At 52.0% G+C, this 26,612-nt stretch carries 26 protein-coding genes; 13 read left to right on the top strand and 13 right to left on the bottom strand.

Annotated elements, in window-relative coordinates; genetic code table 11:
* Positions 1-64: 64 nt before the first annotated feature.
* From trhA to IEW52_RS04530, 8 genes are all read right to left on the bottom strand, one after another.
* Entirely contained in the window at positions 65-718 is a 654-nt protein-coding gene (gene trhA / locus IEW52_RS04565; protein ID WP_188628888.1) for a PAQR family membrane homeostasis protein TrhA, read from the bottom strand.
* A gap of 196 nt (positions 719-914) precedes the next feature.
* Positions 915-1,682 (bottom strand): M48 family metallopeptidase, encoded by a 768-nt coding sequence (locus tag IEW52_RS04560; protein ID WP_229667789.1) that lies wholly within the window; start codon positions 1,680-1,682, stop codon positions 915-917.
* Between the two features lies 1 nt (position 1,683).
* Positions 1,684-5,007: a type I restriction endonuclease subunit R gene (locus IEW52_RS04555; RefSeq protein WP_188628887.1), complete on the bottom strand. Its 3,324-nt coding sequence runs from the start codon at positions 5,005-5,007 to the stop codon at positions 1,684-1,686.
* A gap of 153 nt (positions 5,008-5,160) precedes the next feature.
* Positions 5,161-6,369, bottom strand: coding sequence for an AAA family ATPase (locus tag IEW52_RS04550; protein WP_188628886.1), 1,209 nt, complete (start codon positions 6,367-6,369; stop codon positions 5,161-5,163).
* An 11-nt stretch (positions 6,370-6,380) separates the two neighbouring features.
* Entirely contained in the window at positions 6,381-7,628 is a 1,248-nt protein-coding gene (locus IEW52_RS04545) for a restriction endonuclease subunit S (protein WP_188628885.1), read from the bottom strand.
* Positions 7,628-7,777: a hypothetical protein gene (locus IEW52_RS04540; RefSeq protein WP_188628884.1), complete on the bottom strand. Its 150-nt coding sequence runs from the start codon at positions 7,775-7,777 to the stop codon at positions 7,628-7,630. The genes IEW52_RS04545 and IEW52_RS04540 overlap by 1 nt, the downstream gene beginning before the upstream one ends.
* Positions 7,767-8,792: a PDDEXK nuclease domain-containing protein gene (locus tag IEW52_RS04535; RefSeq protein ID WP_188628883.1), complete on the bottom strand. Its 1,026-nt coding sequence runs from the start codon at positions 8,790-8,792 to the stop codon at positions 7,767-7,769. The genes IEW52_RS04540 and IEW52_RS04535 overlap by 11 nt, the downstream gene beginning before the upstream one ends.
* Positions 8,785-10,407 carry a type I restriction-modification system subunit M gene (locus tag IEW52_RS04530; protein WP_188628882.1) on the bottom strand — a complete coding sequence of 541 codons (1,623 nt, stop codon included), beginning with the start codon at positions 10,405-10,407 and terminating at the stop codon, positions 8,785-8,787. The genes IEW52_RS04535 and IEW52_RS04530 overlap by 8 nt, the downstream gene beginning before the upstream one ends.
* Positions 10,408-10,716: 309 nt before the next feature.
* Here IEW52_RS04530 and IEW52_RS04525 point away from each other — a divergent pair, with 309 nt between their 5' ends.
* Positions 10,717-11,010 (top strand): ADP-ribosylglycohydrolase family protein, encoded by a 294-nt coding sequence (locus IEW52_RS04525; protein WP_188628881.1) that lies wholly within the window; start codon positions 10,717-10,719, stop codon positions 11,008-11,010.
* A 411-nt stretch (positions 11,011-11,421) separates the two neighbouring features.
* On the opposite strand, the gene IEW52_RS04520 is transcribed toward IEW52_RS04525, so the two are convergent.
* Positions 11,422-11,808, bottom strand: a complete 387-nt coding sequence (locus IEW52_RS04520; RefSeq protein WP_188628880.1) for a hypothetical protein — start codon at positions 11,806-11,808, stop codon at positions 11,422-11,424.
* A 272-nt stretch (positions 11,809-12,080) separates the two neighbouring features.
* Here IEW52_RS04520 and IEW52_RS04515 point away from each other — a divergent pair, with 272 nt between their 5' ends.
* A complete protein-coding gene (locus tag IEW52_RS04515; RefSeq protein WP_188628879.1) occupies positions 12,081-12,299 on the top strand; it encodes a hypothetical protein in 219 nt (72 codons plus the stop codon).
* Positions 12,300-12,598: 299 nt separating this feature from the next.
* Here the strand turns inward: IEW52_RS04515 and IEW52_RS04510 are convergent, their stop codons facing one another.
* A complete protein-coding gene (locus tag IEW52_RS04510; protein WP_188628878.1) occupies positions 12,599-13,894 on the bottom strand; it encodes a tyrosine-type recombinase/integrase in 1,296 nt (431 codons plus the stop codon).
* A 274-nt stretch (positions 13,895-14,168) separates the two neighbouring features.
* A complete protein-coding gene (locus tag IEW52_RS04505) occupies positions 14,169-14,639 on the bottom strand; it encodes a hypothetical protein (protein WP_188628877.1) in 471 nt (156 codons plus the stop codon).
* Between the two features lie 314 nt (positions 14,640-14,953).
* Here IEW52_RS04505 and ccoN point away from each other — a divergent pair, with 314 nt between their 5' ends.
* The 11 genes from ccoN to ttcA all read left to right on the top strand — a co-directional run bounded on the left by ccoN (position 14,954) and on the right by ttcA (position 24,908).
* A complete protein-coding gene (gene ccoN, locus IEW52_RS04500; RefSeq protein WP_188628876.1) occupies positions 14,954-16,378 on the top strand; it encodes a cytochrome-c oxidase, cbb3-type subunit I in 1,425 nt (474 codons plus the stop codon).
* A gap of 12 nt (positions 16,379-16,390) precedes the next feature.
* Positions 16,391-17,008, top strand: coding sequence for a cytochrome-c oxidase, cbb3-type subunit II (gene ccoO / locus IEW52_RS04495; protein ID WP_188628875.1), 618 nt, complete (start codon positions 16,391-16,393; stop codon positions 17,006-17,008).
* A 12-nt stretch (positions 17,009-17,020) separates the two neighbouring features.
* On the top strand, positions 17,021-17,239 hold the full coding sequence (locus IEW52_RS04490) for a cbb3-type cytochrome oxidase subunit 3 (RefSeq protein WP_188628874.1): 219 nt from the start codon (positions 17,021-17,023) through the stop codon (positions 17,237-17,239).
* Positions 17,236-18,210, top strand: coding sequence for a cytochrome-c oxidase, cbb3-type subunit III (gene ccoP, locus IEW52_RS04485; protein WP_188628873.1), 975 nt, complete (start codon positions 17,236-17,238; stop codon positions 18,208-18,210). The genes IEW52_RS04490 and ccoP overlap by 4 nt, the downstream gene beginning before the upstream one ends.
* 88 nt (positions 18,211-18,298) lie before the next feature.
* Complete coding sequence (locus IEW52_RS04480) at positions 18,299-18,784, top strand: FixH family protein (RefSeq protein WP_188628872.1); 486 nt, start codon at positions 18,299-18,301, stop codon at positions 18,782-18,784.
* Positions 18,785-18,786: 2 nt separating this feature from the next.
* Positions 18,787-21,156 carry a heavy metal translocating P-type ATPase gene (locus tag IEW52_RS04475; RefSeq protein ID WP_188628955.1) on the top strand — a complete coding sequence of 790 codons (2,370 nt, stop codon included), beginning with the start codon at positions 18,787-18,789 and terminating at the stop codon, positions 21,154-21,156.
* Entirely contained in the window at positions 21,153-21,422 is a 270-nt protein-coding gene (ccoS, locus tag IEW52_RS15945; protein WP_188628871.1) for a cbb3-type cytochrome oxidase assembly protein CcoS, read from the top strand. The genes IEW52_RS04475 and ccoS overlap by 4 nt, the downstream gene beginning before the upstream one ends.
* Complete coding sequence (locus IEW52_RS04465) at positions 21,406-22,089, top strand: sulfite exporter TauE/SafE family protein (RefSeq protein WP_188628870.1); 684 nt, start codon at positions 21,406-21,408, stop codon at positions 22,087-22,089. Before ccoS ends, IEW52_RS04465 begins: the two co-directional genes overlap by 17 nt.
* A gap of 61 nt (positions 22,090-22,150) precedes the next feature.
* Positions 22,151-22,906: an FNR family transcription factor gene (locus IEW52_RS04460; RefSeq protein WP_188628869.1), complete on the top strand. Its 756-nt coding sequence runs from the start codon at positions 22,151-22,153 to the stop codon at positions 22,904-22,906.
* 33 nt (positions 22,907-22,939) lie between these two features.
* On the top strand, positions 22,940-23,851 hold the full coding sequence (uspE, locus tag IEW52_RS04455; RefSeq protein ID WP_188628868.1) for a universal stress protein UspE: 912 nt from the start codon (positions 22,940-22,942) through the stop codon (positions 23,849-23,851).
* 82 nt (positions 23,852-23,933) lie between these two features.
* Complete coding sequence (ttcA, locus tag IEW52_RS04450) at positions 23,934-24,908, top strand: tRNA 2-thiocytidine(32) synthetase TtcA (RefSeq protein WP_188628867.1); 975 nt, start codon at positions 23,934-23,936, stop codon at positions 24,906-24,908.
* Positions 24,909-25,061: 153 nt separating this feature from the next.
* Here the strand turns inward: ttcA and IEW52_RS04445 are convergent, their stop codons facing one another.
* Together IEW52_RS04445 and IEW52_RS04440 are read right to left on the bottom strand one after the other, a co-directional pair.
* Positions 25,062-25,664: a DUF2987 domain-containing protein gene (locus tag IEW52_RS04445; RefSeq protein WP_188628866.1), complete on the bottom strand. Its 603-nt coding sequence runs from the start codon at positions 25,662-25,664 to the stop codon at positions 25,062-25,064.
* Entirely contained in the window at positions 25,661-26,425 is a 765-nt protein-coding gene (locus tag IEW52_RS04440) for a hypothetical protein (RefSeq protein WP_188628865.1), read from the bottom strand. Before IEW52_RS04440 ends, IEW52_RS04445 begins: the two co-directional genes overlap by 4 nt.
* Positions 26,426-26,612: the final 187 nt, after the last annotated feature.

Genomic DNA, 26,612 nt, shown 5'->3' with positions numbered 1-26,612 from the left:
CAGTCTGCCAACAAAGCATTATGCCAACATACATTTTGAATTAACTATTATGCTGGCGCCGAGTTCAGGCGCCATACCCATACACGGCAACGTAATGGCAACTGGTGCCGACCATCACCCATAAATGCCAGATAAAGTGACCAAAGGGCAGGTGATCGTCGAATACAAAAAACACCACCCCTAGGGTATAACTGATGCCGCCGGCCACCAGCCAGTAAATGCCGGGCAGCGGCATGGCGGCCAGCAGCGGCTTGAAGGCAATCAGGATCACCCAGCCCATCAGCAGATACAGGGTAGTTGAAAAGGCCATCGGCAAATGCTGCGCGAAAATCTTCAGCAAGACGCCCATCAAGGCCAGGGCCCACACCACCCCAAACAAACTCCAACCCCAGGCGCCGTTCAGAGCACCCAGCAGCAGGGGAGTGTAGGTGCCGGCAATAAGAATGAAAATGGCGCAGTGCTCCAGCACCCGAAAAGCATGTTTGGCCTTGCCCACCGGCAAACCGTGATACAGGGCAGAAGTGAGATACAGGAAGAGAATACTGGCGGCAAACAGGCTGGCGCCGGCGATAAAGAAGGCATCGCCCGTAATATAAGCCCTATGCACCAGCAAGGGGGTGCCGATTACGCCGGCAACAAAGGCGACTGCGTGACTGATGGCATTGGCGGTTTCTTCCGCCCGGGTCTGGTGGCGGGAGTATCCCTTGCGATGAAACATGAACAGCCTCCTGAACGGTGAGCCATGCGCTATTTACGTCATATCCGTGGCGTGGGATCAAGAGGCAAGCCATGACAATAAAGTTATGCCAACATACCAATTTTAAAACTGAGTTAAATCGACATGTAAGAACTACTTACTCATATTATAAAAGTGTTCCTCTGTAACATATCTTTGGCTTACCTATAGTAGGTAGCTACGTCAGGATCTTGCCAACCATAGCATCCAGCCTGGTTTTTACGGCTTCATAGTGGGGCATGACTTGCTTGAGTAATCGATAAAACCGTTCACTGTGATTATGCTCGGCAATGTGACACAGCTCGTGCAAAATCACGTAATCAACACATTCACGAGGTGCTTTTACCAAATGTGGATTGAGTGTTAGCCGCCCCTGAGGTGAGCAGCTTCCCCACTGGGTTTGCATGGTAAGAATACGAATGGGCGGGCGGCCTGTTACCCATAATGCCTGATCCAGCATGACGTCCAGCCTGCGGGCAAATACATCCCTGGCCTTGTGCCGGTACCAGTCATTCAGCAAGGCCTGCACTTTATCGGGGTTTTGCTCGCGAACCGACACTTCCAGGCTACCACGCAGCAATTTAACCCCTTGTTTATGCTCAGGCGAAGCGATGACTTTCAGTTGATACTGCTTGCCCTGGTAGTAATGGCTTTCACCACTGATATAGCGTCGCTGGGTCACATGCTCCTGTTGGGCGCGAAACTCCCTGAGCTGCTGATAGATCCAGCGGGCCCGTTTTTTCACCGCTTGCAAGACGTCTTCATCGCTGGCATGCACTGGCGCCTGCACCAGCACCCGGCAATCCGGCTGCACCTTGATCAGTACCCGATCTACCTTGCTCTGACGGTGACTGCGTTCAACACAAATCCGCTCATCACCATAATAAAAACACAGGGTGCCGGGCGCGGGCGGCGAATCGGGTAGGGCAATGGCAACACTCATCATCTTAAACGCCACTTCGCCCAACGCGGGTGATTTGCACCACGGCTTCCACAATATTCCTGGCTTGGTTCATACCACCGCCGATGGCTTTGCACTCTTTGAACATCAGCGGTAACAGCTGCTTGCGGATCTCGGCCTCGATATTCTGCGGATTGATGGAGTTTTCCGCCACGGCGGCACTCACGGCGTCATCCAGAGTGAAGGCAAGCCCAACCCATTTGTCCTGTACCTGCTCGTCTACCAGAGTGAACACCTCGGGCAAATGCTGCTTGAACAAGCCAAAGTAGGCCTGAGCATGAGGGTGCCCGGCAAAGGCGTTGGGCAACTCGTCCAGATGGCGCTGTTTTACCTGTTGCTCGAAATCATGAAACATCAGGTACTGCTTGAGCGGGTGATCGAACAGCTTTTCGGCCTCTTCTATGGCTTGCAGCAGCAGTTTGGAGAAGGCTTGCTGGGCGTAGGGATCATCACGCAGCTCTTGCTCAATCATCCGGGTCACCCGGGTTTTGATGATATCCGTTTCGTTACGGGTCTTGTCGTCGTTCCACTGTTCCGGCTGCTGCTGGCCCATGTTGCCCACTTCGTAGGCGCCCTGAGCGTCTTTGATCTCAACCCCGACCACATGCTTGTTCAGCAGCTTCTTCACCTCATCCGCATAGGTGTCGTAATCAATGCTTTCACCGGCATCCTGTTTGACCAGCTGCCGCAGACTGGACAGTTGCTTGACGGTTTCCTTGTAATGACGACGGTCGTCTTCACTGAAGCTACTGTCTTCAAAGAAACTGGCGGATTGCAGCGCCACTTTCAGGCAGCTGGTAAACTCGCTCAAGGCTTCGTAAAAATCTTCCCGGCGTTTCAGGTTTACATCCACCATCTCTATATTACTACCGGCTGAAGGCTCTTTATTACCACCGGCCGAGGGCTCCCCATTACGCGTTTCAAGCCGAGGCACCAGCACCTGGCGCAATTGCTCGATGTCGTTCTTGTTTTTGACCTCGGCAAAAATAGCCCACAGGGTACTGTAGAGCAGCGGTAGCCGTTTGTATTCCGTGCTCATCGGGTTGTAGAGACCGTCGATATCATCGATGTCGTAACCGCCCTGGGTGCGAGAGGCCAAATCCTGATATTTACCAATGGTGGTATCCAGCTCGGCCAGAATGCCGCGATAGTCGATCAGCAGGCCGAATTGCTTGTCGGGATGCAGGCGGTTGACCCGCGCAATCGCCTGGATCAGATTGTGTTCTTTCAGCGGCTTGTCGATATAAAGCACGGTGTTTTTTGGCTCATCAAAGCCGGTGAGCAGCTTGTCCACCACAATCAACAGCTTGAGTGAGTCGTCTTTGTCGAACCGCTCGATAATGGCTTTGGTGTAGTCCTGTTCATCCTGATTGCCCACGTTGTCCTTCCACCATTTCGTCACCTCGGGCATGGCGGAATTATCTACGGCGGTATTGCCTTCACGGGTATCGGGCGCACTGATCACCACGGCACTGTCAAACAGCCCGGCTTCATCCAGATATTGCTTGTACTTGATGGCCGACGCCTTGCTGTCGCAGGCCAACTGGCCTTTCAGACCCTCAACAATGTTGTTGTCGAAGTGATGGGCGATATCCAGCGCTATCAGCTGAATTCGGTTATCGGTGCCGTAAAGCTGACCTTTTTTGGCGAACTTGCGCTTGAGATCGGCTTTCTGTTCGTCGGTCAGCGCCTGGGTGATGCGATCGAACCAGCTGTCGATGGCCCGTTCGTTTACATCGAGGTCCGGAATGCGTTCTTCATACAACAGCGGCGTGACCGCTTTATCTTCTACCGCGCGCTGCATGGTGTAGGCATGCACAATGGGGCCGAACTTGTTGGTGGTTTTGTCGTCTTGCAGCAAGGGCGTGCCGGTAAAAGCCACAAAGGCGGCCCTGGGCAGCGCCTGGCGCATACGAATATGGTTTTCGCCGCCCTGGCTGCGGTGGCCTTCATCGATCAGCACTATCATATCGGCGCTGTCGTTTTGGCATTCGGAGTATTGAGTGGCGCTGTTGAACTTCTGGATCAGCGAAAAAATAATACGTTCTGTTCCCTGGCCGATTTGCTCGGCCAGCCGCTTGCCCGAGGTGGCCATGGCGGCGGCCTTGTCTTTTTTACCCGCCAGCTCACCGCCGGAGGCAAAGGTATTGCTGAGCTGGGTTTCCAGGTCGACCCGGTCGGTGACCACTACAATGCGGCAGGCCTTGAGGCTGTGGTGCAAGATCATCGCCTTGCTCAAAAATACCATGGTGAACGACTTGCCGGAGCCGGTGGTGTGCCAGATAACGCCGCCTTCACGGTTATCAATAGGGCCCCGGGTATTGATGCGCTCAAGCAGCCGCTTGATGCCGAATACCTGCTGATAACGGGCCACTATTTTGCCGGCTTTCTTATCGAACAGGGTAAAAAGGCGAGTCATTTCCAGCAGTCGGGCAGGGGAAAGCAAACTGATCAGCAGCTTGTCTTGCCCGGTCAGCGCCAGCTCGCCGCCCGCCACCAGGCTTTGATACCAGTCCAGATCCTTGGCGGATCTATGGCTAAACAGCGTTGAGCGCTGCGCTTGACTCAGCTTTCTGTTCTTGATGGCCAGCATTTCGGGCTCAAGAATATCTTCTTCCCGCCAGGCGGCCCAAAAGCGGGCAGGGGTGCCACAGGTACCGTAACGGCCTTCATGACCGTTGATCGACAGCAACAACTGGCTGTAGGCGAACAAATGAGGAATTTCATCCGGCCGCTGGTTGCGCAGGCTCTGGGAAATACCTTCCTCAACCGTCGGGCCTTTATTGACATGGCCATCGGGCCGTTTGGCCTCGATCACCACCAGGGGAATACCATTGACGAAACAGACGATATCCGGGCGCCGCGCCTCTAAGCCACCGGAGCGGGTAACGCTAAACTCTTCGGTAAAATGAAACCGGTTATTGGCCGGGTTGTGCCAATCGATGAGCGCCACTGTGGGGTTGGCTTTTTTGCCATCGACAAATTCGGTGACGGAAATGCCGAACAGCAGATGATTGTAGAGCCGCTCGTTGGCCAGCAGCAGACCTTCGTTGAGGGCCGGGCTGCATACCTCGGCAATCAGCTTGTCTATCGCGGTGTCTGACAGCGGTTGCTTGCTACCGGCAAAGGTAAAACGGCGCTTTTCAAGCTCTTCGCGCAGCACGCCCCGCAGCACCACCTGATCCTGCTTGCCACCCCGGGCGGCCAGCGCCTGTTCGGGCGAGAGAAACGACCAACCCAGGTGGGTCAACAGCGCCAGCGCCGGGATTTTGGCACTGTATTCTTCCTGAAATTTGGGTGCATGCTTCATATTATTATTATTCCCTGTGCTCTCAGCCGGGCGGTTATGGCCGCTGCTGTATTGTGGCTACCGGTCATCGCCGGGTAGCTCATTGGTATTTGCGGTTAAGCTCACTCGTATTTATACCAAGCTCACTCCTATTCTGCCGTAGGTTACTCGTATTTATACCAAGCTCACTTGTATATGGGTGTCCATCACCTCCAGCAGGACGCTGTTGGCATCCTGGCCGTACTGGGACGGTACCTGCGACAATTCGGCGTTATCCAGCGAGTAGACCAGCACTTCTTTAACGTCGCTGATCACCAGCGGCGAATGGGTGGTGAGCACAAACTGGCAGTTGGGAAAGGTTGTGGTCAGACGCGAAATAATGCTGCGTTGCCAGGTTGGGTGCAGGTGCATGTCTACTTCGTCAATCAGTACCACGCCGTCACCTGCCAGCGGGTTGGCCAGGCCCGGGTTCATCATGGCCAGTCGCCGAGCTATATCTCCCACCAGTGCCATCAGGGACTTTTCGCCTTGTGACAATTGCAGCACATTGAGGGTTTCACCGTCCTTGTCGATGGACATGTACAGCCGGGGCTTGCGGCGTACCTGAAGGTTGCTGAAACCGGGCATGAAGTTACTGATGGCGGTGCGCACCGCCGTCAGCTGACGATCGCGGGAGGAGGCGCTCAGTTGTTGCAGTTTTTCCCACAGCTCGCTGTCTTTGCCGACCGTTTCCAGCAACTTTCCCAGCATGTCGGCGGAAATCCCCGACTCGTTTTCGCTGTCTTCACGCTCGCGGAACCATTCGAAAAAGCGGCGAAAATCCACCCCGCGATTGAGGGCATTGTCGTAGCCGTCGAGCTGAAGAAAGGTATGTTTTTCCTTTATCTTGAGCGGAATATCCAGCACCACCCGCTCTACCGGATAGAAGGCGATCAGCGGCAAGCTGCCCTGTTCGTTGGCCGTCAGTTCGTTGCGGTAGTGGTCGGCCAGTCGGGTGGCATCCTGAAGCTGGCTGACATGTTGTCCTTTTTTACCCTTGTGGGTTCTGGCCAGCGTCCACTGATACAAGGCATCGCTTTCATCCGCATTCGGGTTGGCGGATTGGCCTTGCTCGTCGACAACTTCTATATCGATGGCCGCCGAGGTAGCGCCATTGAGGATCACTTCTTCGGGTATCGGGCTGCCGCTGCCTTTTTCGCTACGCAGACGGGCCACGAACCAGCTCAAGGAAGTGGCCAGCGCCTTGAGGATGGACGTTTTACCCGCGCCATTGTTACCGATGAGCACGGTCACATTGGAACGCACCTCGGGGGTAGGGGCCAGAGGGACGTTCAGTGACTCGAATCGCCCCAGGTGCCTTAACCGGAACTGTTTGATTTCCATGCTGTTACCCTTTAAGCCGCGTTGTGCTCGACACTAACCCGCCGTTTTCCGGTCAGCAACTGCTGCATCAGTGCCTTTTTCTCCTGCTTCAGGGCGGACAGCTTTTGTTGCAGAATCTCGAGTTCCTTATCGGCGGCGGAGAGCACGGTGGTGATTTTTTGTTGTTCTTCAAGGCTGGGCGGATATTTTATGCTGTACAGGCTCAAGTAGTCTTTTGTAACACGCTTTTGGCCTGCGGAGCCTTGCATGTTTATTTCACCACGGACCCTAAAATTCTTAGTGTTAGTTACATAGTAAATAAACCTGCTACATACATTATCTTTGGCCCGTAATACATGAAACTCAGTGCTGCCAAAACCGATTCCATTTTTCAGGTTTTCAGCATAACCACCTTTTCCATTCTCAAAACAAGGTGTTATTTTTGCGATGAGTACATCATTATCTCTGAATGAGGTAAAACCTTTCTCTACCTCGGTATAACCACGTTCTTCCTGTCTAATGATCTTTGCTTCCTCAGAAACAGCATCCATCGGGATGAAAGATACTTTTTCATCTATAGGAGAACCTTGTTTTTTTGGATTAATAGTACACAGGTCTGATAACTTACCTTCTTTCCACTCCCCACTAAACCTTTCACTCGTATCAGACAGCAGGCGCTGCTTGCCGGTGAGCAGTTGCTGCATCAGGGCTTTTTTCTGCTGCCGGCTGTTGGCGATCAGATGCTCGGTGGTGGTGATCGCCTTGTCCCAGGTGGACAGGAGCTGGGCGATTTTCTTTTGTTCGGGGAGTGGTGGAACGAGTACGGGGAACTCTTTAATTTGTTTAGAGTTTATGCTCGCCAAATTCGTGCTGCGTTTGGCACAACTCAGAAAGTACGTCTTTCCGTAATTACTAGCAGCTAAAGCAGCGAGAAAAAACGAATCCAGTGTTTCCTGATTTGGTCTTACTGCAAATACATGATTCTGGTGTAAGCATGGACTTATTTGGCCTAACCAAACGTCCCCACGGCCTAATTTGTCGAAATCTCCACCTTCGTTCATTAGAACATCACCAAACTTGAGAGAATAACGTTCCAGTTTGGTCCGCTCTATTTCAATTTCCTTCACTTCGTCTAGGTTAATATGCCCATCTTGAACATTAGCCACTCTGAGATATGGCACAGCAATCGGATCTTTTAACCCTGACTTACCTTTGGCCACCCCAGATCTAACTTCCGCGACGGTTTCTAGTGGGACTCGTTTCCATCCATTCGGCACCATTACTCTGTACCTCCGGTACCCGCCGCTCCTGCGCATCCCTGCGCTTGCAGGGCTTGCCCCAGTTCCTTCTGATGTTTTTCTATTCCACTTTTCTGCTCGCATAGCAAAAAGTAAAAACCGGCGTAGATTATCGTGGTTTTAGAGATCATGATTATGCTCCTGCTCAACCAAAGTGGCTTCTATTTCGCGGCGAAGTTCTTCTTCATCAGGTAAATAAAGCTGGTATTTTTGCACGAAAAGCCTGGCATCCATGCCATAGGTAGCATATTCAACCAGCAATTCATCTTTGTCTTTGCTGAGTATGATGCCAATGGGTGGGTTATCGCCCTCTACGTTTTCTTCCGCAGCAAAATAACCCATGTACATGTTCATTTGGCCAATATCATGATGTTTTACATCATTAATTTTTAAATCAATCAATACAAAGCAACGTAGTATACGATGGTAAAAAACAAGATCTACTTTGTAATGAGTGTTATTGAGTGTGATACGATACTGACGCCCTACAAAGGTAAAGCCTTTACCCAGCTCCAACAAAAACTGTTCCAAATGTCTGCACAGGGCACTCTCTAGCTCGCGCTCACTGTAGTGTTCTTGTTCGGGTAAATTGAGAAACTCAAAGACATAACTGTCACGTTGAACGTCTTCTGGCTTGGTTATCAAGGCATTTCGATTAGCTAACTCCAGTATTTCTGCTTTATTTTTGCTGGCGGCAAGGCGAAGAAACAGCCCGCTGTCTTTTTGGCGCTGCAGCTCTCGAACACTCCAGTTGGCCGCTAGGGTTTGTTTGATATAGAAGCTGCGTTCGGCTTCATCACTTATCTTGAGCAGCTCTACATAGTGTGACCAGCTTAAATTGTGCGACACTGTCGCATAATTTTGATTTAGCAGATAAAACTGTCGGAACCGTTGTAAGTTACTGACACTGAAGCCTTTGCCATGTTTGAGTTTCAGATCACGGCTCAGGTTAGCCAGCAGCTGCTTGCCGTATGCCGCACTGGCCTGACCTTGTTGTTCGAATTCCACTATGTGCTGGCCAATTTGCCAATAGGTAGACACCAGACCGGCATTGATTGCCTTTATGGTTTTGGACTGTCCTTGACTAAAGCTGCTGGAAATTTTATCAACTAATTTCTCATAGTGCTGAGTCGTTGGCTTACTCATAACCCAGCTCCTTCAGATACTTGGCCATCTCGGTTTCCAGCTCGGTCAACTGGGTTTGCAGTTGCAGCCGTTCGGCGCGCACCGCCAGCAGATCGATCTCTTCCTCTTCTTCAAAGGTATCGACGTAGCGGGGGATATTGAGGTTGTAGTCGTTGTCCTGAATCTCTTTCAGGCTGGCCAGATAGGCGTACTTGTCTACGGTGTCGCCATTGCGGTAGCTGGCGACGATTTTCTGGATGTTGGCTTCCGCCAGCAGGTTCTGGTTTTTGCCTGCTTTGAACTCTCTGGATGCGTCGATAAACAGCACCTTGTCGTCGACCTTCTGCTTCTTGAAAATCAGGATGGCGGCGGGGATGCCGGTGCCGTAGAACAGCTTTTCCGGCAGGCCGATCACCGCGTCCAGCAGGTTTTCGTCAATCAGCTGTTTGCGGATTTTGCCCTCGCTCGAGCCGCGAAACAGCACGCCGTGGGGCACCACCACGCCCATGCGACCGCCGAGTTTGGAAGAGGAGGCGGGCTTGAGGGTGTCAATCATATGCAGAATAAAGGCGTAGTCGCCCTTGGTCTTGGGCGGCACGCCGCGCTTGAAGCGGCCGAACTTGTCGGAGGCGGCGTCTTCATGGCCCCATTTGTCGAGCGAGAAGGGCGGGTTGGCGGTGACGATATCGAACTGCATTAACTGACCGTTATTATCCAGCAGCTTGGGGTTGCGAATAGTGTCGCCCCATTCGATTTTGTGGTTGTCTTCGCCGTGCAGAAACATGTTCATCTTGGCCAATGACCAGGTCGATCCGATGGCCTCCTGACCATAGAGCGCATACTGCTTGCTATCGTGATAGTGGCGAATTTTATTGGCGCACTTCATCAGCAGCGAGGCCGAGCCACAGGCAGGGTCGCAGATGCTGTCGCCGGGCTGCGGCTCCAGCAATTCGGCCATTAGATCAGACACTTCCGGCGGGGTATAGAATTCACCGGCTTTCTGGCCGCCACTGGCGGCAAAGTTCTTGATCAGATATTCATAGGCGTTGCCGATCACATCCAGGGTGCCCACGCGGCTGGGTTTGAGGTTCAGCTCTGGCTTGGCGAAGTCTTCCAAGAGGTGGCGCAATATGGTGTTCTTCTGCTTTTCTTCACCCAGGCGATCGGTATTGAACGAGATATCCTGAAACACGCTCTTGCCGGCGTCTTTCAGCTTGGTGCCGTTGGCTTCTTCAATGGAATGCAAGGCCTGATCGATACGCTCGCCGTTACCGGGTTCATGACGACGATTCCACAGGGCATAAAAGCTGGCATCGCGCGGCAGCACGAAGCGCTCATTTTTAAGCATTTCTTCTATCAGCTCGGGCTCGTCGCCGTATTCGGCCTGGTAGCCATCGTAGTGATCCTGCCATACATCCGAGATGTACTTGAGAAACAGCATGGTGAGAATGAAGTCTTTATAGGTGTCGGCACTGATGGTGCCACGAAAGGTATCGCAGGCATTCCACAGCGCCTTGTTTACCTGCTCCTGGCTGACCTGATCCTGGCTGACCTGCTCCTTGCGGACACGGTCGGCCGCGCTAAGGGCGCTGCCCTGATTGGAGTTGTTTTTCTTGCTCAAGGCGGTGTCGTTCATGGTTGTTCCTGGCTATAAAAGCGAAAACGTGGCGGCTGGCCATGATAATGCCAGCTCAATTCAATACGTGGGCATGTGGTGCTATAAAGGTGCGAGCATGTGCTGGCTTAACCGAGCACTTTACACCGCACATCACGGTTGGCAAGTCGCTGATCGATAAAAGGGGATATTTGGTTAAAGTTCAGCCTTAAGGTGCACCAAGGCCAGATAACAGCAGGGCGCCTGACTGTTTTAATGGCCAGGATAATAGTGGCCAGCAATGCGCAGCACCACTGCATTATGGTAAATAGGTTTTAAAAAGGAGAATAGATGGAACAGCGTGATCGATTTTTGGGGGGTTTGCTGGGGTTGGCCTGTGGCGATGCGGTGGGCACCACGGTTGAATTTAAACCCCGCGGTACCTTTACGCCGTTAACCGATATTTTACTGGCCGCCAATCTGGGCGATGACGCCGACACCACGGCGGCCATTTGTGGCCAGGTAGCCGGCGCCTTCTATGGCAAGTCCGGCATACCTGCCACCTGGTTAGCGCGTTTGATCCAGCGTGAAGAGATTAGCCAGTTGGCCGACAGCCTTTATCAACAGGCCATGCAAAAGTCATGAAGAGCAGGGCGCCTAGCTGAACTTATACCAATCTAAGTAAAAACATGATCGATTTTAAAGCTCGGAACGAAAGGCAACAGAATCACCTCCCGCGACACGCCATAAACCCATGGGGGCTCGGGAAATGCCTTCCTTGGCATTTCACGGTCGTGGGAGCCGAACTCTGTTGCCTCTCCTTAAGCACCGAGTTGTCTGCTGGGCGTTCCCACAGGCGACGCCTCAGCACAGGGGCGGATGAAGGGGTCTACTCAGGCGACCATCACATGACAGGACGTCATGTGCTGAGCGTCGCAGGGATGCGGTTCAGCGTGTCGGTGGAGTAGCACCTTCGTTCGACCTTTACAGGGTAGCTACATAGATCAGTTAGTTTTCCAGTTTGGTATTACTTGCCTTTGCCGGGTTATATGACAGTTACTGCTCTGCGTCTGCTTCTTCATCATCTGCGGCATCAACAATGGAGGTGTCCCAGACGTTGGTGTTTTTGAACAACAGCAGCGTTTGTTGATATTTAGCGAGTCGTTTTAGCTCCTGGCCGTCTTCTTCGGCCTTGGCCATTTCAATGGCGCCGTTGAGGGCGACGCTTAACATATCGAGCACCAGCGGTTTTTCCTGCTTATTGCTGCCCATCAGGCCCAGTAGCAGGGTGCCATCTTCCAGGTGCTGGTTGCTCATCAACTGCACCACCACATCCTGTCTGCCTTGGGGCATTTCTTCCAATTGCAGCTCTATTTCTTCCAATACCTGACAGAAGGCGTCTTTAAAGAAGCCTTTCAGCTCTATGGTGGTGCGATAATCCATGGTTAACGTCCGGTTGAAAATGGCCTTTAGAATAGGCGATGAGTGTGAGGCTGTTGCTGACTTTCAACAAGTTAATTTTTGAGTGGCGCGACTGAGTGATGACGGTATCGTCGGTATTATGGTAAATAGCAATACAAAGCGGACGGCTTGCCGCCGAAACTGAGAGTAAGCGCAGTGTCAGGCGTAACGCGAAATACAAGGGAAACTCGGCTCACTCGACTAAACTCTTGATAGCTATTGCTATATGAGAGCCACAGAACAGGAGAATTGTTATGTATGACAACATTCATGGTATGGAAATGTCGGCTATGGGACCACTTATGATGTTGGTCATGGCAGCCGTGGTGGTTGTGCCTTTTTGGGTTATCTTTTCTAAAGCGGGTTATTCGAAGTGGCTAAGCCTGCTGATGGTGGTTCCAATCGTAAACGTGATTCTGTTGTATTTTCTTGCGTTTAGTAAATGGCCGAACCCAGGGAATCGAAATACGTAACCAGGGTCTAGCGCCATGACCATCGAGATGACGTTCATCTGTATGGTGCACAGCCAGGCCATATGACCATGCAATCAAAGTCGGGACAGCATGCTGAACGGCAGTACAGGCAGTATGATGTTGCCAGCCGAAACCGACAGACCAGAATCATATGTGAATAATCATGTAAAACTGGAGTTCACACATTGGCAGAAAGCGCTCAAACCTGACATTATGTAACTTCGCATAATGTATATTATGTTAAATAGAGTTTATTGAAGCCAAATACGATACCTGGCTTCTGATGATAATGTGAACTGTTAGCGCTCTTTGATGTGTAACCTGTTCAATTGTTTACTGACGGCACTTTCGTGTCGCTCTATCTTGCCGGTGTGCAAATATTGCGACGTGGTATCTATGCTGTCGTGGCCGGCATCGGCCTGCACATGGGACAACGGCCGACCGTTCAAATTGATGTCGTGAGTAATGCCGGTATGGCGGATGCTGTGTACGGTCAGGCTGCGCATTTCACTGGCATCATGATCGAAACCATCGGCTGCGGCATGGTCGGCGGCGGCAGTAATCAGTTCGTCAAGCAAATCACGGAGTTGGCGAACCCCCAGGTTGGCATTGAGTAAACCCTGGTCGCGCCCTCGTCCGGCGGCCTTGTGTCGTATAAACAAGGGCGTTGCTTCGTTGGGCGCCGGCAAGGGTGACAGTTTCAAGGCCTGCCGATATTGCTTCAGTGCTTCGAGTAGTTCACGAGATACGGCAACGGTACGCTTTTTACCGCCTTTGCTGATGGGAATATGAAAGCTCCAGATGCCGGTGTGACTATCACGACGAAATTGGCTCATTACAGGTGAAAAACCGGGTCTGGCAGCCACTTCCGAAATACGCAGATAGCAGCCATACATCAGCGAGATTAAAAACAAGGTGCGTTGATGCCGCTCCGGGTTTTGTTCTGCCAGTTGATGGGCGGTGCTCATCACATAAGACCATTGCAAATCACTGAATACCCGCACTTCATCCACATCATTCATGCTGGCTATCACCATGGGGCTGGAGCCAAAACGACTGTGGCGCATCCACATTACGGCGGGATTGCGCTCGGTCACTTCTTCGTTAATCAGGTAGCTATAAAAGGAAGACAAGATCGCTATCTTGGTTTTCAGGGCCTTGTCACTTAACTGATATGGCTGAACTGTACCGTCTTGTTTTTTTCCTAAAAACGGGCGCCATTGGGGATTCGGCTGACGTTCTCCCCAGTCTTTGTTCAGCGTGAACTGGGCTACGTTATGATACGCAATCAGGGCCTTGGGCGGTGCCAGGCAATAATCAACGTAACGATTGATCCCTCGTCGATTAAGATCAACGGGTGACATCTGCTCGACGTCGAAGCACCAATGTAGAAAGGTGGTGAGTTCGCTGCGATAGGTTTTGTAGTTGTTTTCACTGAAACGGCTTTCCAGCAACCAGTCTACCGCATGTTCATAGATAAAGGCGGCATCAGGCACCTTACTCAGGGTGATATCGGCAATGTGCTGATTAACAACGCTGTTTCCCTCTTCCAGGTATTGAGGGGCATCGAATAGTGGTAGTACGTTAGCAGTCATAAGTCGCGTCAAGTTGTGCAGTCTGTATGTTTATACAGTATATCTCGTTGTGAACTTGTTTACCTAGTGACGGCGGTTAAAGCTAATGCCGATAAATACAGTTATCGGCATCAAACACAGCTGTCAGCGATCAGATTATACAAACTACAGAGCCTGTGTTTTACGCTATCCGTTAAAGCCCAACCGAGACCCTAATGTGCATCAGGAAGATGGCTGAAAATCAAAAAGACGGTGTCAGTTTTTAGCTGGTCGCTTACGGCTGACCGCTGCGCGGCTAGCGTGCCACTTCAAACAGAAACTTGAACTGTTGCGTTTCGCCCTGCTGCTCTATATCCACTACCCAGGCCCAGATCATGCTGCGCTCGGTACAGGCGCCGACCAGGGCTTGCCCTTGCCAGTGGCCAGGTGCATCTTGCTGGATCAACGCCGGCAAGGTGCCCATGTACATGCTCTGCCCTTCTAAACGACTGCTGGTTACGTTAGCCTGAGGGTCAGACAGCGTTAACGCGAGCTGAAATGGTGACTCGGGTTGTAATGTGTCTGCCGTTAATTGTGCTGTCGCCCACAAATCCCTCTGCTGCACTCGACATTCTTTGTGACCTATGTCGCAAATATCAACATTAGCAACACCTAATTCAGGCCCGGTATCATCGTTTTTATAGGTTTTAAACCAGAACGCAGCCACTAATACCGCGAGTACTAACAAGATTTGTCCCAATTTCGGGCCGGTCAATCTATCTCTCATGCTTATTTTGTTCCTGTATTGCACACAATCCACTGCCCTGTTTGATCTTGATCAAGGTAGTTTCCTATGCCTTCTGAGGCGGGTTAAGTGGTAATCATATTACTGTTTATACTGTTATTTTTGTAGCTACTCATTTATCATCCCACCTGCAGCCAGCGCTCTCGACTTCTTGATTCCCCGTTGTTAATAACAGGTTAATTAAGTAACCGGGCGTGCGGATGCCACAAATGAAGCGGTTGTCTTAAATTCTTCCGACGTGTTTACCTTGCAGTGGGCACAAACCTGATAACAGCAGTGGAAGCGGAACTATAACGATGAGTCAAACTAATAATCAACCAAACTACAATTATACTGTAGTTCGCCAGTTCACGGTGATGACCGTGATCTGGGGTATCGTAGGTATGTCGTTAGGTGTGCTGATTGCAGCACAGCTGATCTGGCCTGCCCTCAACTTTGAAACACCCTGGCTAACTTATAGCCGATTACGTCCACTACACACTAACGCGGTTATTTTTGCGTTTGGGTGTAGCGCCCTGATGGCCACGTCGTTTTATGTGGTGCAACGTACCTGTCAGGTTCGCCTATTTGGTGGTCCGCTGGCATCGTTCGTATTCTGGGGCTGGCAGGCTATTATTCTGGCGGCAATTATTACCTTGCCTCAGGGTTATACCTCCTCCAAGGAATATGCCGAACTGGAATGGCCAATCGATATTGCCATCGCCATCGTCTGGGTATCTTACGCTGTCGTGTTCTTTGGAACCTTATACAAGCGTGCGACCTCGCACATTTACGTGGCGAACTGGTTCTACGGTGGTTTTATTCTGACCATTGCCGTACTGCATATCGTTAACAGCATGGCAATACCGCTCACCGGTTTGAAGTCTTACTCCATGTACGCCGGTGCAGCCGATGCGATGATTCAGTGGTGGTACGGTCATAACGCCGTAGGCTTCCTGCTGACAGCTGGCTTTTTGGGTATGATGTATTACTTCGTTCCCAAGCAGGCAGGTCGTCCGGTTTATTCCTACCGTTTGTCTATCGTGCACTTCTGGGCGCTGATCACCCTGTATATCTGGGCCGGTTCTCATCACCTGCACTACACTGCCCTGCCCGACTGGGCTCAGTCACTGGGTATGGTCATGTCTCTGATCCTGTTCGTTCCTTCCTGGGGTGGCATGATCAACGGTATTATGACGCTGTCGGGTGCCTGGCATAAACTGCGTTATGACCCTATTTTGCGCTTCTTGATCGTGTCTTTGTCGTTCTACGGCATGTCCACCTTCGAAGGCCCAATGATGGCCATCAAAACCGTTAACGCCTTGTCTCACTATACCGACTGGACTGTAGGTCACGTGCACTCGGGTGCCCTGGGCTGGGTTGCCATGATTTCCATCGGTGCGGTTTATCACCTGATTCCCAATCTGTTTGCCCAAGAGCGCATGTACAGCATCAAGCTGATTAACACGCATTTCTGGTTGGCAACCATTGGTACTGTGCTTTACATCGTGTCCATGTGGATCAGTGGTGTGATGCAGGGTCTGATGTGGCGCGCGGTGAACGACGATGGCACCCTGACTTACAGCTTCGTTGAAAGTCTGCAAGCCTCGTACCCGTTCTACTTCGTACGTTTCCTGGGTGGCTGCTTCTTCCTGGCCGGTATGTTACTGATGGCTTACAACGCCTACCGTACCATTTCTGCGCCGAAAGGCTCCCTGCAAGCCATTCCCCAACCGGCATAAGGAGACGTGTGAATGAAAAACCCAAATAATCGTCACGAGTTGGTCGAAACGAATACAACTTGGCTCGTTATTTTTACCGTGATTGCCATTAGCTTTGGTGGTTTGGTAGAGATAGTTCCACTGTTCTTTCAACAGCAAACCAATGAGCCTGTAGAAGGCCTGCGCCCCTATACTGCGCTGGAAATGGAAGGTCGTGATATTTATATTCGTGACGGATGTCATGTGTGTCACAGCCAGATGGTTCGCCCTTTCCGTGCAGAAACCGAGCGCTATGGTCAATATTCACTGGCTGGCGAACATGTATGGGAACACCCTTTCCTGTGGGGCTCCAAGCGTACCGGTCCGGATCTGGCACGCGTTGGCGGTCGTTACTCTGACGAGTGGCACCGTGTGCATTTGCTTAACCCACGCAACGTAGTGCCTGAGTCGAACATGCCTGCTTTCCCCTGGTTGGAAACCAATGTGCTGGACGGTAAAGACACTGCGGGCAAGTTAAGACTGTTCCGTGACAGCTTCGGTGTTCCTTATACCGATGCCGATATCGAAGGTGCTGAGAAGGCCGTTCAGGGTAAAACCGAAATGGACGCTATCATCGCTTATCTGCAGTCGCTGGGTCACGCCCTTAAATAACCGGAGTCGATTATGGATTTCAGTACCCTGGAAGCACTTAAACCTACTCTGATTAGCTATCAGACGCTGTTGTTGTTTGTGATGTTTATCGGCCTGGTCGCCTGGGCTTACAGCACGCGACGCAAGAGCAAGTTTGATGCTATAGCCAACTCCATTTTTGATGATGAAGATAAGGCGAGTGGCGCCTCACTGGGGACTGAGCAGGATCGCGCAGGAGCTAATAAAGAATGAATACTTTTCTAAGTGTATTTGTCACCGTCATCAGTCTAGGTACCATTTTTGGCTGTCTAGCGCTGCTGATTTGGTGTAGTCGCGACAAAATGGGAATGGAAGAAGGTGCGCCTACCGGTCACACCTACGATGGTATTTCCGAGCTGAACAACCCACTGCCCAAGTGGTGGAGCTATTTGTTCGTGTTCATGATCGTGTTCTCCCTGGTTTATCTGGCGCTGTATCCGGGTTTGGGTAACTTCAAAGGCCTGTTGGGCTGGACGAGTTCCAACCAGGATGTGCGTTCGCTGGCGGAGTATAACGAAGCAGCGGATACGGCCCGCACCGATGAACTGCTGGTGCAATACGATCGTGAAATGATCAAGGCAGATGAAGTGTTTGGTGCCAAGTTTCGTGAGTTGACCTATGAAGACGATGGCACTACCTACCGCGCCATTGCCGACATTGCTCACGATGAAGACGCCACCAAGGTGGGCCAGCGTTTGTTTTTGCAAAACTGTGCCCAGTGTCATGGTTCCGATGCGCGTGGTGCGCGTGGCTTCCCTAACCTGACCGACGGTGATTGGTTATGGGGTGGCAAGCCTGAGCAGATTAAAGCGACCTTGTTGCACGGTCGTCGGGCTGCCATGCCAGCCTGGGGCGATGCCCTGGGTGAAGACGGTGTACGTGAAGTGGCGTCTTATGTGTTGAGCCTGTCCGGCCGTAAGGTTGATGCAGTTGAAGCACAGAAAGGCCAGGCTCGCTTTGCGGTCTGTGCCGCCTGTCATGGTATGGACGGTAAGGGTAACGAGCTGATGGGCGCCCCTAACCTGACCGATAACACCTGGTTGTATGGTGGTTCGCGTGCCGCAGTTGAAGACACTATTCGCCATGGTCGTAATGGTGTTATGCCAGCTTGGAAAGACATTTTAGGCGAAGACAAGATCCAATTGATCTCCGCTTATGTGTATAGCCTTAGCAACGGTAAGTAAGCCCCTCGGGCTTTGGTGAAAAAAGCCCCGCTCGGCGGGGCTTTTTTTGTTACATTAGACTCTGCTTTTTTTGTAGTGGGAATGTGTTATGCAACGTCATTGGTATCGTCAGTTCTGGCCCTGGTTTCTTATTGTATTACCCCTGTGTGCGGTCGCCGCCAGTCTTTATACCTTTTATCTGGCGAGCAGTGGTGCCGACAGCATGGTGGTGGATGACTACTACAAAAAAGGCCGTGCCTACAACAAGGATTTAAGTAAGCTAAAGCGCGCCGCAGATTTGAAAATACTGGCCAAGCTGAGTTATCAGGATGACCAGGTATCCCTCGAGCTGGAAGGCGGACAGAAAGCCGGCGAAGCCATCCGCGTCAGCTTTACCCACCCCACCCTGGCCAAGGAAGATCACCTGCTGGTCATGACCAGCGATGCCGCGGGCGTATATCGTGAACGGCTTGAGGTGCCGCTGATCAAGGGAAACTGGAATCTGAAAATTGAAGCGATAGACGGTAGCTGGCGTATACAAGAGCGTATTAGTTTGCCCATTAAAGACCCGCTGATGATTCGCGCAGGGAGCTGATGATGGACGGCTGTTTTCACTGTGGTGAGTCCGTACCCGCCGGCAGCAGTTATCAATTAGAGCTGGACGGCGCAGCACAGCCGTTTTGTTGCCCAGGCTGCCTGGCGGTGGCCGAAACCATCATCGACTGCGGCTTGCTCAGTTATTATCAACACAGAACCGCGCCCGCCCCCAAGGCGGACGCGGTGCCCGATGAGCTCAGGCAACTTCAGCACTACGACTTGGCCGAAATACAGCAAGACTTCGTTAACGATAAAGATAATCTCAAAGAAGTACAGCTATCCATTTCGGGTCTGAGCTGTGCGGCTTGTGCCTGGCTGATTGAGCGCCATCTGTCTCGGGTGCCCGGAGTGGCGCTGATTCAGGTGAACACCACCACAGAACGTGCCCGTCTTCGTTGGGACGATTCACAAACGCAGCTCAGCAAGTTACTGGCCGCTTTTTCCGATATCGGCTATCAAGCTCGACCCTTTCAACCCCACCAGCAAGAACAGGACTATAACAAGGAAGTCAAAGCCTATTTGTTGCGCATGGGGGTGGCCGGTATTGCCAGCATGCAGGTGATGATGGTGGCCATCGCCTTGTATGATGATTTGTTTCCTTCAACCGATGCCGGCTTGATAGAATATTTTCGCTGGATAAGCCTGTGGCTTTGTATTCCGGTAATGGGCTATTCAGCCCTGCCCTTTTATCGTAACGCCTGGCGAGGCCTGAAAAATCGTGCCCTCAACATGGACCTGCCGGTCTCGTTGGCCATGGTGTTCGCCTTTGTGGCCTCGGTATATGCCACGGTAACGCAAACCGGTGATGTTTATTACGAATGTGTATCCATGTTTGCCTTCCTGCTGCTGACCGGGCGCTTTCTGGAAATGCGCGCCAAGCGGCGAGCGTCGGAAACCACCGCCAACCTGACCTTGTTGGTGCCCATGCTGGCTCGCATAGAAACCGACCAGGGTGAGCAGGAAGTGGCCGCCAAAACCCTGCAACCCGGGCAACTGTTACTGGTGGCGCCGGGTAGCCAAATTCCCGCGGATGCCGAGATTATCAGTGGCAGCACCAGTATCGATGAATCCATGCTCACCGGTGAGCACCTGCCGGTGATCCGCCACGTTGGTGATACGGTATTTGCCGGCACCACCAACGTGGAATCGCCATTGCGGCTAAGGGTGTTGCGCCCTCTGGCCGAGGCGCGGGTATCGGAAATTTTACGCGCCCAGGATGATGCCCTGCTGGAAAAACCCAAGGTAGCGATTTTAGCGGATCAGTTATCCCGTTATTTTGTTGCGGCGCTGTTACTGGTGACGCTGGCAACCTATGTCATCTGGCTGCAGTTTGATGCCGACAAGGCCTTCTGGGTCATGCTGTCGGTATTGGTCGCCACCTGCCCCTGTGCACTGTCGCTGGCCACCCCGACCGCGCTCACGGTGGCCACCTCGCGGCTGAGTCGTTCCGGAGTCTTGGTGCGCCGCGCCCATGTGCTGGACACACTGCCGAAGATCAACCGCATCGTGTTTGATAAAACCGGTACCCTTACCCGCGGCGAAATCGCCCTCACCGCGACCACACTGTATGGTGAACGAGACGAGTCGCAGGTGCTGGCCATTGCCGCCGCACTGGAAGCCCAGTCTGAGCATCCCATTGCTCGTGCCTTTGCCGGTTATCGCCAGTCGAATATGACGGTGACGAATCGCGAAAATCAGGTCGGCCGAGGTGTAACCGGCCTGATAGACGGTCACCACTGGCGGCTGGGCAGTGGTGCCTGGCTTGCACCAGAGCAGGTCAATGACGACTTGTGTGTTTATCTGGCCAACGATGAAGGACTGGTGGCACGCTTCAGCTTGTCTGATCCGCTGCGTAGCGAAGCGGCGGCGTTAGTTGAGGCCTGCCGCGCTCAGGGGATTGCCACCACCATTTTAACCGGTGACAGTTCAGGGCAGGCTGAGCGAGTGGCCGAGCGCCTTGGTGTGGATAAACTGATCAAGCACGCCAGCCCCGATGACAAGCTGGCCTATTTACGTGATTGCGATCAGGCCGGTGATATTTGCCTGATGGTGGGCGATGGCATTAATGATGCGCCAGTTCTGGCCGGGGCCCATGTGTCCTTTGCCATGGCCGGCGGTACCGATATTGCCAAGAACAGTGCCGACGCCATTATGCTGGCCGACGACTTACGCCATATATTAACGGCGCGTCATGTGGCCAGCCGTTGTCGCATGGTGATCAAGCAAAACTTCAGCTGGGCGCTAGGCTACAACCTGATTATTTTGCCGCTGGCGGCCACCGGTCATGTGTCGCCCTGGGTTGCCATGGCTGGCATGTCGGTTAGTTCTCTGATTGTGATGACCAATTCACTGAGGCTCGCACGTTTATGAACGATAATGTAGAAGTTTGGTACTTTATGATCCCCGTGGCCATGGTGTTTGTCGGTATCGCTATCGCACTGTTTTTCTGGTCGGTTAAAAGCGATCAGTTTGAAGATCTCGACCGCCACGGCAGTAATATTCTGTTTGATGATGACGATGCCTCTCATCAACAGGCACAATGCAGGTCACTTACTCAGCAAGAAGGCGTGCAAGAAGACGTGAAAGACGACGCAGCTCCCCAACAAGACAAGCGCCCTGATGACCACTCAGCTTGATGCCTGGGCGGCCTTGCTCATTGGTTTGTTGGGAGCTGGGCACTGTATTGCCATGTGCGGCGGCGTGGCGGCGGCGTTTTCGATGGCCATTCCGGAAAATCAACGGCGTTGGCAATGGGTGTATCTACTCAGTTATAACGCCGGTCGCATTGTAAGCTACAGCCTGGCCGGAGCCTTGGTAGGCGGCGTGTTTGCCAGCCTGGCCGAGGTCAGCATGGGCAAGCAGACGCTGCTAATCATGCGTATTCTCACTGGCATCATGATGATCCTGTTGGGCTTGTATCTGGCGCGTTGGTGGTTTTTTTTATTAAAGCTGGAAAAGCTGGGATCGGGACTTTGGCGTTATCTTAAACCGCTGGCCAGTCGTTTCATTCCGTTCAAACACCCATTGGCAGCATTTCCGTTTGGCATGATTTGGGGCTGGCTGCCTTGTGGCCTGGTCTATTCGGCACTGACCTGGAGTGCCGTGTCTGGCGGTGCATGGGAAGGGGCTCGGGTGATGGCGCTGTTTGGTTTGGGTACCCTGCCCACCTTATTGGCACTGGGAGGGCTGGCGGGCCAGCTACGGCATTGGCTAAACCACCCCAAATTTCGCCAGGCATCCGGTATCTTGTTGATTATTTATGGTTTATTCACTATCTATCAGGTTTTTCCCATATTGTACTAAGCTATTAAGCCCTTATTTTTGGTGCTATGATTATGCATTGATACCACAAAAGTATTGAGCTATGGGAAATCAGAAAAAAATAATTAAAACTGCCAACACAAGCAGTTGTGCCATTCACTGCCAGGATTGCAGTATCAGTCAGTTGTGTATTCCGCTTGGGCTTAATTCCGATGAATTGGACGAGCTGGATAATATTATCGAACGTAAAAAACCGATTCAAAAAGGCCAGGAGCTGTTCAAGGCCGGCGAAGAGCTGAAGTCGCTGTATGCCATTCGTGCCGGCACCATTAAATCCTATACCATTACCGAACAAGGTGATGAGCAAATAACGGCCTTTCATCTGGCGGGCGACCTCATCGGTTTTGATGCCATTAACACCGGTAACCACCCTTCTTTCGCCCAGGCACTGGAAACCGCCATGGTGTGCGAAATCCCTTACGAAGTGCTTGATGAACTAGCCGGTAAACTGCCCCGTTTACGACAGCAAATCATGCGTCTGATGAGCAGTGAGATTAATCGCGATCAGCAAATGATCCTGCTGTTGTCTAAAAAGACCGCCGAAGAACGGCTCGCCTCTTTCTTGCACGGCTTGTCGAGCCGCTTCTCACAACGTGGTTTTTCAGCCAAGGAGTTCCGGTTGACTATGACCCGCGGCGACATCGGGAACTATCTGGGATTAACGGTAGAAACCGTGAGCCGCCTGCTGGGGCGTTTTCAAAAGAACAGCCTGATTGAAGTCGACGGTAAATATATTCGCATTCTGGACCTGGACGAGCTGGCCACACTTGCCGGTGCTCCCACGTCCACCCTATCGTAGCGCGAGATTTATGTTCATAAAAAGGGACGCCTTATGATTAAATATCAGCATATCCTGGTGGTACTAGACCCGCTGGCAGAAGTACAGCCGGCTCTGCACCGTGCCGTATCGGTAGCCGCTTTGCAGGAAGAGGCCGAGATCACCCTCTTCATGGCGATTTATGACTTTTCCTATGAAATGACATCCATGCTGTCGAGTACCGAGCGCGACGAAATGCGCGAAGGCGTACTGCAAGGGCGTGAAGAATGGCTGAAAACCCTGCTGACACCCTATGAAAACAGCAAGGTAAACTTCAATATCAAGGTGGTTTGGCACAGCCGCCCCTTCGAGGCCATTATTCAGCAGGTGCAAGACGGTCAGCACGATCTGGTAGTAAAAAGTACCCACAAGCACACCCTGATCCAGTCGTTTATCTTTACCCCTACCGACTGGCATTTATTGCGCAAGTGCCCCTGCCCTGTACTATTGGTAAAAGAACAAGAGTGGCCAATGGGCGGTAATGTGCTGGCGGCCATCAACTGTGGCAGTGATGATGAAGAGCAGGATGCGCTCAATAATAAAATCATTACCGAAAGTGCCGAAGTGGCTCGCCTGCTGTCGGCCAAGCTGCACCTGATTAATGCCTACCCTATTACTCCGGTCAACATGGCGCTGGAGTTACCGGATTTTGACCCCAATGTGTATAACGCCGCCGTAAAACGCCATCATGAAAGAGCCTTGTATGAATATGCGGTGCGTTTCGATCTTGAAAGCAGCAGCCTACATCTGGAAGAAGGCCTGGCCGAAGAGGTGATCCCACGCTGCGCCGATGTCACCAACGCCAGCCTGGTGATATTGGGCTCGGTAGGCCGCACCGGCTTTTCGGCAGCATTACTCGGCAATACCGCAGAGCAGGTGGTCGACAAATTGAGTTGTGACGTGCTGGTGCTGCGCCCCGACGCCTAATACTTGCCTTAACCCGCCACTGGCGCCTTGCCCTCAAGACGCCAGCCACTATAATAACCCCAGTTTTTTTGCTGGGGTTATTATGACTGTCTCAACTGCGTCCTCAACTGCGTCCGTTTCAAGCACATCCGATGCAAGCCAGTCTGCGCTTGCCGACCAACAGGTTCACAGCTTCAACAAACTGCAAAAGCGGCTACGTAAACATGTTGGCCAAGCGGTTGGCGATTTCAACATGATTGAAGATGGCGACCGTATTATGGTGTGTTTGTCGGGCGGCAAAGACAGCTACGCCATGCTGGAAATGCTGCAACACCTCAAGGCCCATGCCCCTATTTCGTTTGATATTATTGCCGTCAATCTCGATCAAAAGCAGCCCGGCTTCCCCGAGCATGTGTTACCCAATTATCTGGACGCACTGGGCGTTGAGTATAAAATTGTCGAAGAAGACACTTACTCCATCGTGATGGACAAGATCCCCGAAGGTAAAACGACCTGCTCGCTGTGCTCTCGCCTGCGTCGCGGCATTCTATACCGTACCGCCACCGAGCTGGGGGCGACCAAAATTGCCCTGGGCCATCACAGAGACGACATTATTGAAACTCTGCTGCTGAACATGTTTTATGGCGGCACCATGAAATCTATGCCCCCCAAACTGGTGAGCGACAACGGCAAACATGTGGTGATCCGCCCGCTGGCTTACTGTAAAGAAAAAGATCTGGTGAGCTTTGCCGAGGCCAGAGAATATCCGATTATTCCCTGCAATCTGTGTGGCTCGCAGGAGAACCTGCAACGCAAGGCCATCAAGAATATGCTGCAAGACTGGGATCTGCGTTTTCCCGGACGTATCGAAAGCATGTTCCGTTCGTTGCAAAACCTGGTTCCCTCTCACCTGCTGGATCATCAGCAGTTTGATTTCAAGAGCATCAATAGTGATTCCGGTATTATTGACGGTGGCGACATCGGCTTCGATAAACCCGAGGTGGCGCCACGCTTCATTGATGAAGACGAAGAAGCCCCCGAGCGGGGCGAACGCTTAGAAATCATCCAGCTGAAATAAGCCGTCAGGCTACGCCGTAAGCTGTACGTTAAAAAACGTGTTGCTCTATGCCGTACTGGCTCCGGTAGACCGTTTTAAGCGATCAGCGATAAAAAACACCCAGCTTGCTGGGTGTTTTTTATATTGAACTTGAGGCTCGCCGCTGTGTTTAGCTTAAAACCAGGGGGTGATACGCACGGCAGGTAAACTCAGGCTACCCTGTTCTGCAAGTTGCGCCTGGCTTAACATCAGCTGAGTCTTGCCATCGATGTTCTGCCCTGTGATAGCCGGATTCAGTTTAATGCCCTGCAGCTCGGGAGCAAAATAGCGGCCTGGCCAGCCGGCCATTTTCTGCAGCAAACGATACATGTCGTTTTCCACCTGACGCAGCTCGTCCATGCTGACCTGGCCGCCCTCCAGGTTGCTCTGGATCTGAATTGAAATATCACACTCGTGATTCTCCGCCATTTCCAGTGCCACTACGGCTTTATCCAGATCCAGCTCTTTGTCTTCCGGTAACACAAACTGACCATGAGACAAAACCGTTACTTCGCCTCGTATGGTGTCATCAACCCGCACCACTCCCGAGTCGATGGAACACAGTCCCTGACCGTCCGTGCGGCTTAAATAAAAACCCAGCTCGGCATGTTCTACCTGGGCTTTTCTGACCTTGGCCATGTATTTGTAAAAACCGCTGTAACCCAGCTCCAAAGGTGCAGCCTGTACCTGACTGGCAGACAACGCCAGCAGCATGGTAATCATGAGTGACATTTTCATGCTTCAAAATGATCCTTGGACGAGTTTAAAGAAGACGACGGGCCAGAAGCGGCGACATTGCTGCCTTCTACCCCGCAAGCCTCACGATACAGAATTCCTTTCACCACAACGTACAGGGGAATAACCCAGATAAGCCCCACACCCAGCGTAAATATCGCGCCCATAAACAGCAGCAACATCAGAAGGTGAATCGACAACAACAGCATCCACTGTTTGGCGAACAGCCGCAGCGAGGTGGTAATGGCCTGTATCGGAGTCATCCCCTTATCCAGGATTAAAGGAAAGGTAAACATCAGTGCCACACTCAAGACCAGGGTGGGCAGTATGGATAATACCGGCGGCAGGCCCAGCATTTGTCCCAGTGGCATAAACAGGCTGCTGATAATGCCCATCAGCAGGCTGGCGACGGCCAACGGTAATATAAAACGAAAATAATCAAAAATCTGATTAGACCGAATCGGGCGATCAACGGCTCTGAATACCCCCATCATATCGAGTGCTGCACTCATGGGCGCCATGATCATGGAGATACCCAGCCCCAACAGGCTCACACCCCAGGAAACCTGTTCTTCCTCTCCGGCCACGCTTACCAATAGTTGATTGAGTACCAACCAGCAACCAACCACACCGATGGCGGCCAGTAAAATCGGCATTTTGGCACCATGAATACGCTGCCAGGCTTCTTGAAACACAGCTTTGGGTGCAAGCGTAAAGCCCTGCTGTAACGACTGTTGCAGCCGAGCAAATCGTGGTTCATTCATTCATTCAGTCTCTTGCTAAAGATGGTGCCATTATAACGGAGGAAGCCGAGAGAGACAGCAAAGCCAAGCCATTATTAACACAAGGAATTAAACCGACGATATTTTTTGTAAAACAGTAAATGTGTTCATCGCGGTCATAAATATTTGCTTTGCTTTAACCTTGGCGCTCACTAGAATGCGCGCTCTT

It is taken from the genome of Oceanisphaera marina (assembly GCF_014643915.1).
GTDB classification, from domain to species: domain Bacteria; phylum Pseudomonadota; class Gammaproteobacteria; order Enterobacterales; family Aeromonadaceae; genus Oceanimonas; species Oceanimonas marina.
The sequence above is the reverse complement of the archived record's forward strand: the minus strand, read 5'-3'. Positions and strand labels throughout refer to the sequence as shown.

Bases quoted from the DNA above. Each gene is read 5' to 3' on its own strand.
- trhA (WP_188628888.1), bottom strand. From the start codon at position 718: ATGTTTCATCGCAAGGGATACTCCCGCCACCAGACCCGGGCGGAAGAA.
- IEW52_RS04560 (WP_229667789.1), bottom strand. From the start codon at position 1,682: ATGATGAGTGTTGCCATTGCCCTACCCGATTCGCCGCCCGCGCCCGGC.
- IEW52_RS04555 (WP_188628887.1), bottom strand. From the start codon at position 5,007: ATGAAGCATGCACCCAAATTTCAGGAAGAATACAGTGCCAAAATCCCG.
- IEW52_RS04550 (WP_188628886.1), bottom strand. From the start codon at position 6,369: ATGGAAATCAAACAGTTCCGGTTAAGGCACCTGGGGCGATTCGAGTCA.
- IEW52_RS04545 (WP_188628885.1), bottom strand. From the start codon at position 7,628: ATGGTGCCGAATGGATGGAAACGAGTCCCACTAGAAACCGTCGCGGAA.
- IEW52_RS04540 (WP_188628884.1), bottom strand. From the start codon at position 7,777: ATGATCTCTAAAACCACGATAATCTACGCCGGTTTTTACTTTTTGCTA.
- IEW52_RS04535 (WP_188628883.1), bottom strand. From the start codon at position 8,792: ATGAGTAAGCCAACGACTCAGCACTATGAGAAATTAGTTGATAAAATT.
- IEW52_RS04530 (WP_188628882.1), bottom strand. From the start codon at position 10,407: ATGAACGACACCGCCTTGAGCAAGAAAAACAACTCCAATCAGGGCAGC.
- IEW52_RS04525 (WP_188628881.1), top strand. From the start codon at position 10,717: ATGGAACAGCGTGATCGATTTTTGGGGGGTTTGCTGGGGTTGGCCTGT.
- IEW52_RS04520 (WP_188628880.1), bottom strand. From the start codon at position 11,808: ATGGATTATCGCACCACCATAGAGCTGAAAGGCTTCTTTAAAGACGCC.
- IEW52_RS04515 (WP_188628879.1), top strand. From the start codon at position 12,081: ATGTATGACAACATTCATGGTATGGAAATGTCGGCTATGGGACCACTT.
- IEW52_RS04510 (WP_188628878.1), bottom strand. From the start codon at position 13,894: ATGACTGCTAACGTACTACCACTATTCGATGCCCCTCAATACCTGGAA.
- IEW52_RS04505 (WP_188628877.1), bottom strand. From the start codon at position 14,639: ATGAGAGATAGATTGACCGGCCCGAAATTGGGACAAATCTTGTTAGTA.
- ccoN (WP_188628876.1), top strand. From the start codon at position 14,954: ATGAGTCAAACTAATAATCAACCAAACTACAATTATACTGTAGTTCGC.
- ccoO (WP_188628875.1), top strand. From the start codon at position 16,391: ATGAAAAACCCAAATAATCGTCACGAGTTGGTCGAAACGAATACAACT.
- IEW52_RS04490 (WP_188628874.1), top strand. From the start codon at position 17,021: ATGGATTTCAGTACCCTGGAAGCACTTAAACCTACTCTGATTAGCTAT.
- ccoP (WP_188628873.1), top strand. From the start codon at position 17,236: ATGAATACTTTTCTAAGTGTATTTGTCACCGTCATCAGTCTAGGTACC.
- IEW52_RS04480 (WP_188628872.1), top strand. From the start codon at position 18,299: ATGCAACGTCATTGGTATCGTCAGTTCTGGCCCTGGTTTCTTATTGTA.
- IEW52_RS04475 (WP_188628955.1), top strand. From the start codon at position 18,787: ATGGACGGCTGTTTTCACTGTGGTGAGTCCGTACCCGCCGGCAGCAGT.
- ccoS (WP_188628871.1), top strand. From the start codon at position 21,153: ATGAACGATAATGTAGAAGTTTGGTACTTTATGATCCCCGTGGCCATG.
- IEW52_RS04465 (WP_188628870.1), top strand. From the start codon at position 21,406: ATGACCACTCAGCTTGATGCCTGGGCGGCCTTGCTCATTGGTTTGTTG.
- IEW52_RS04460 (WP_188628869.1), top strand. From the start codon at position 22,151: ATGGGAAATCAGAAAAAAATAATTAAAACTGCCAACACAAGCAGTTGT.
- uspE (WP_188628868.1), top strand. From the start codon at position 22,940: ATGATTAAATATCAGCATATCCTGGTGGTACTAGACCCGCTGGCAGAA.
- ttcA (WP_188628867.1), top strand. From the start codon at position 23,934: ATGACTGTCTCAACTGCGTCCTCAACTGCGTCCGTTTCAAGCACATCC.
- IEW52_RS04445 (WP_188628866.1), bottom strand. From the start codon at position 25,664: ATGAAAATGTCACTCATGATTACCATGCTGCTGGCGTTGTCTGCCAGT.
- IEW52_RS04440 (WP_188628865.1), bottom strand. From the start codon at position 26,425: ATGAATGAACCACGATTTGCTCGGCTGCAACAGTCGTTACAGCAGGGC.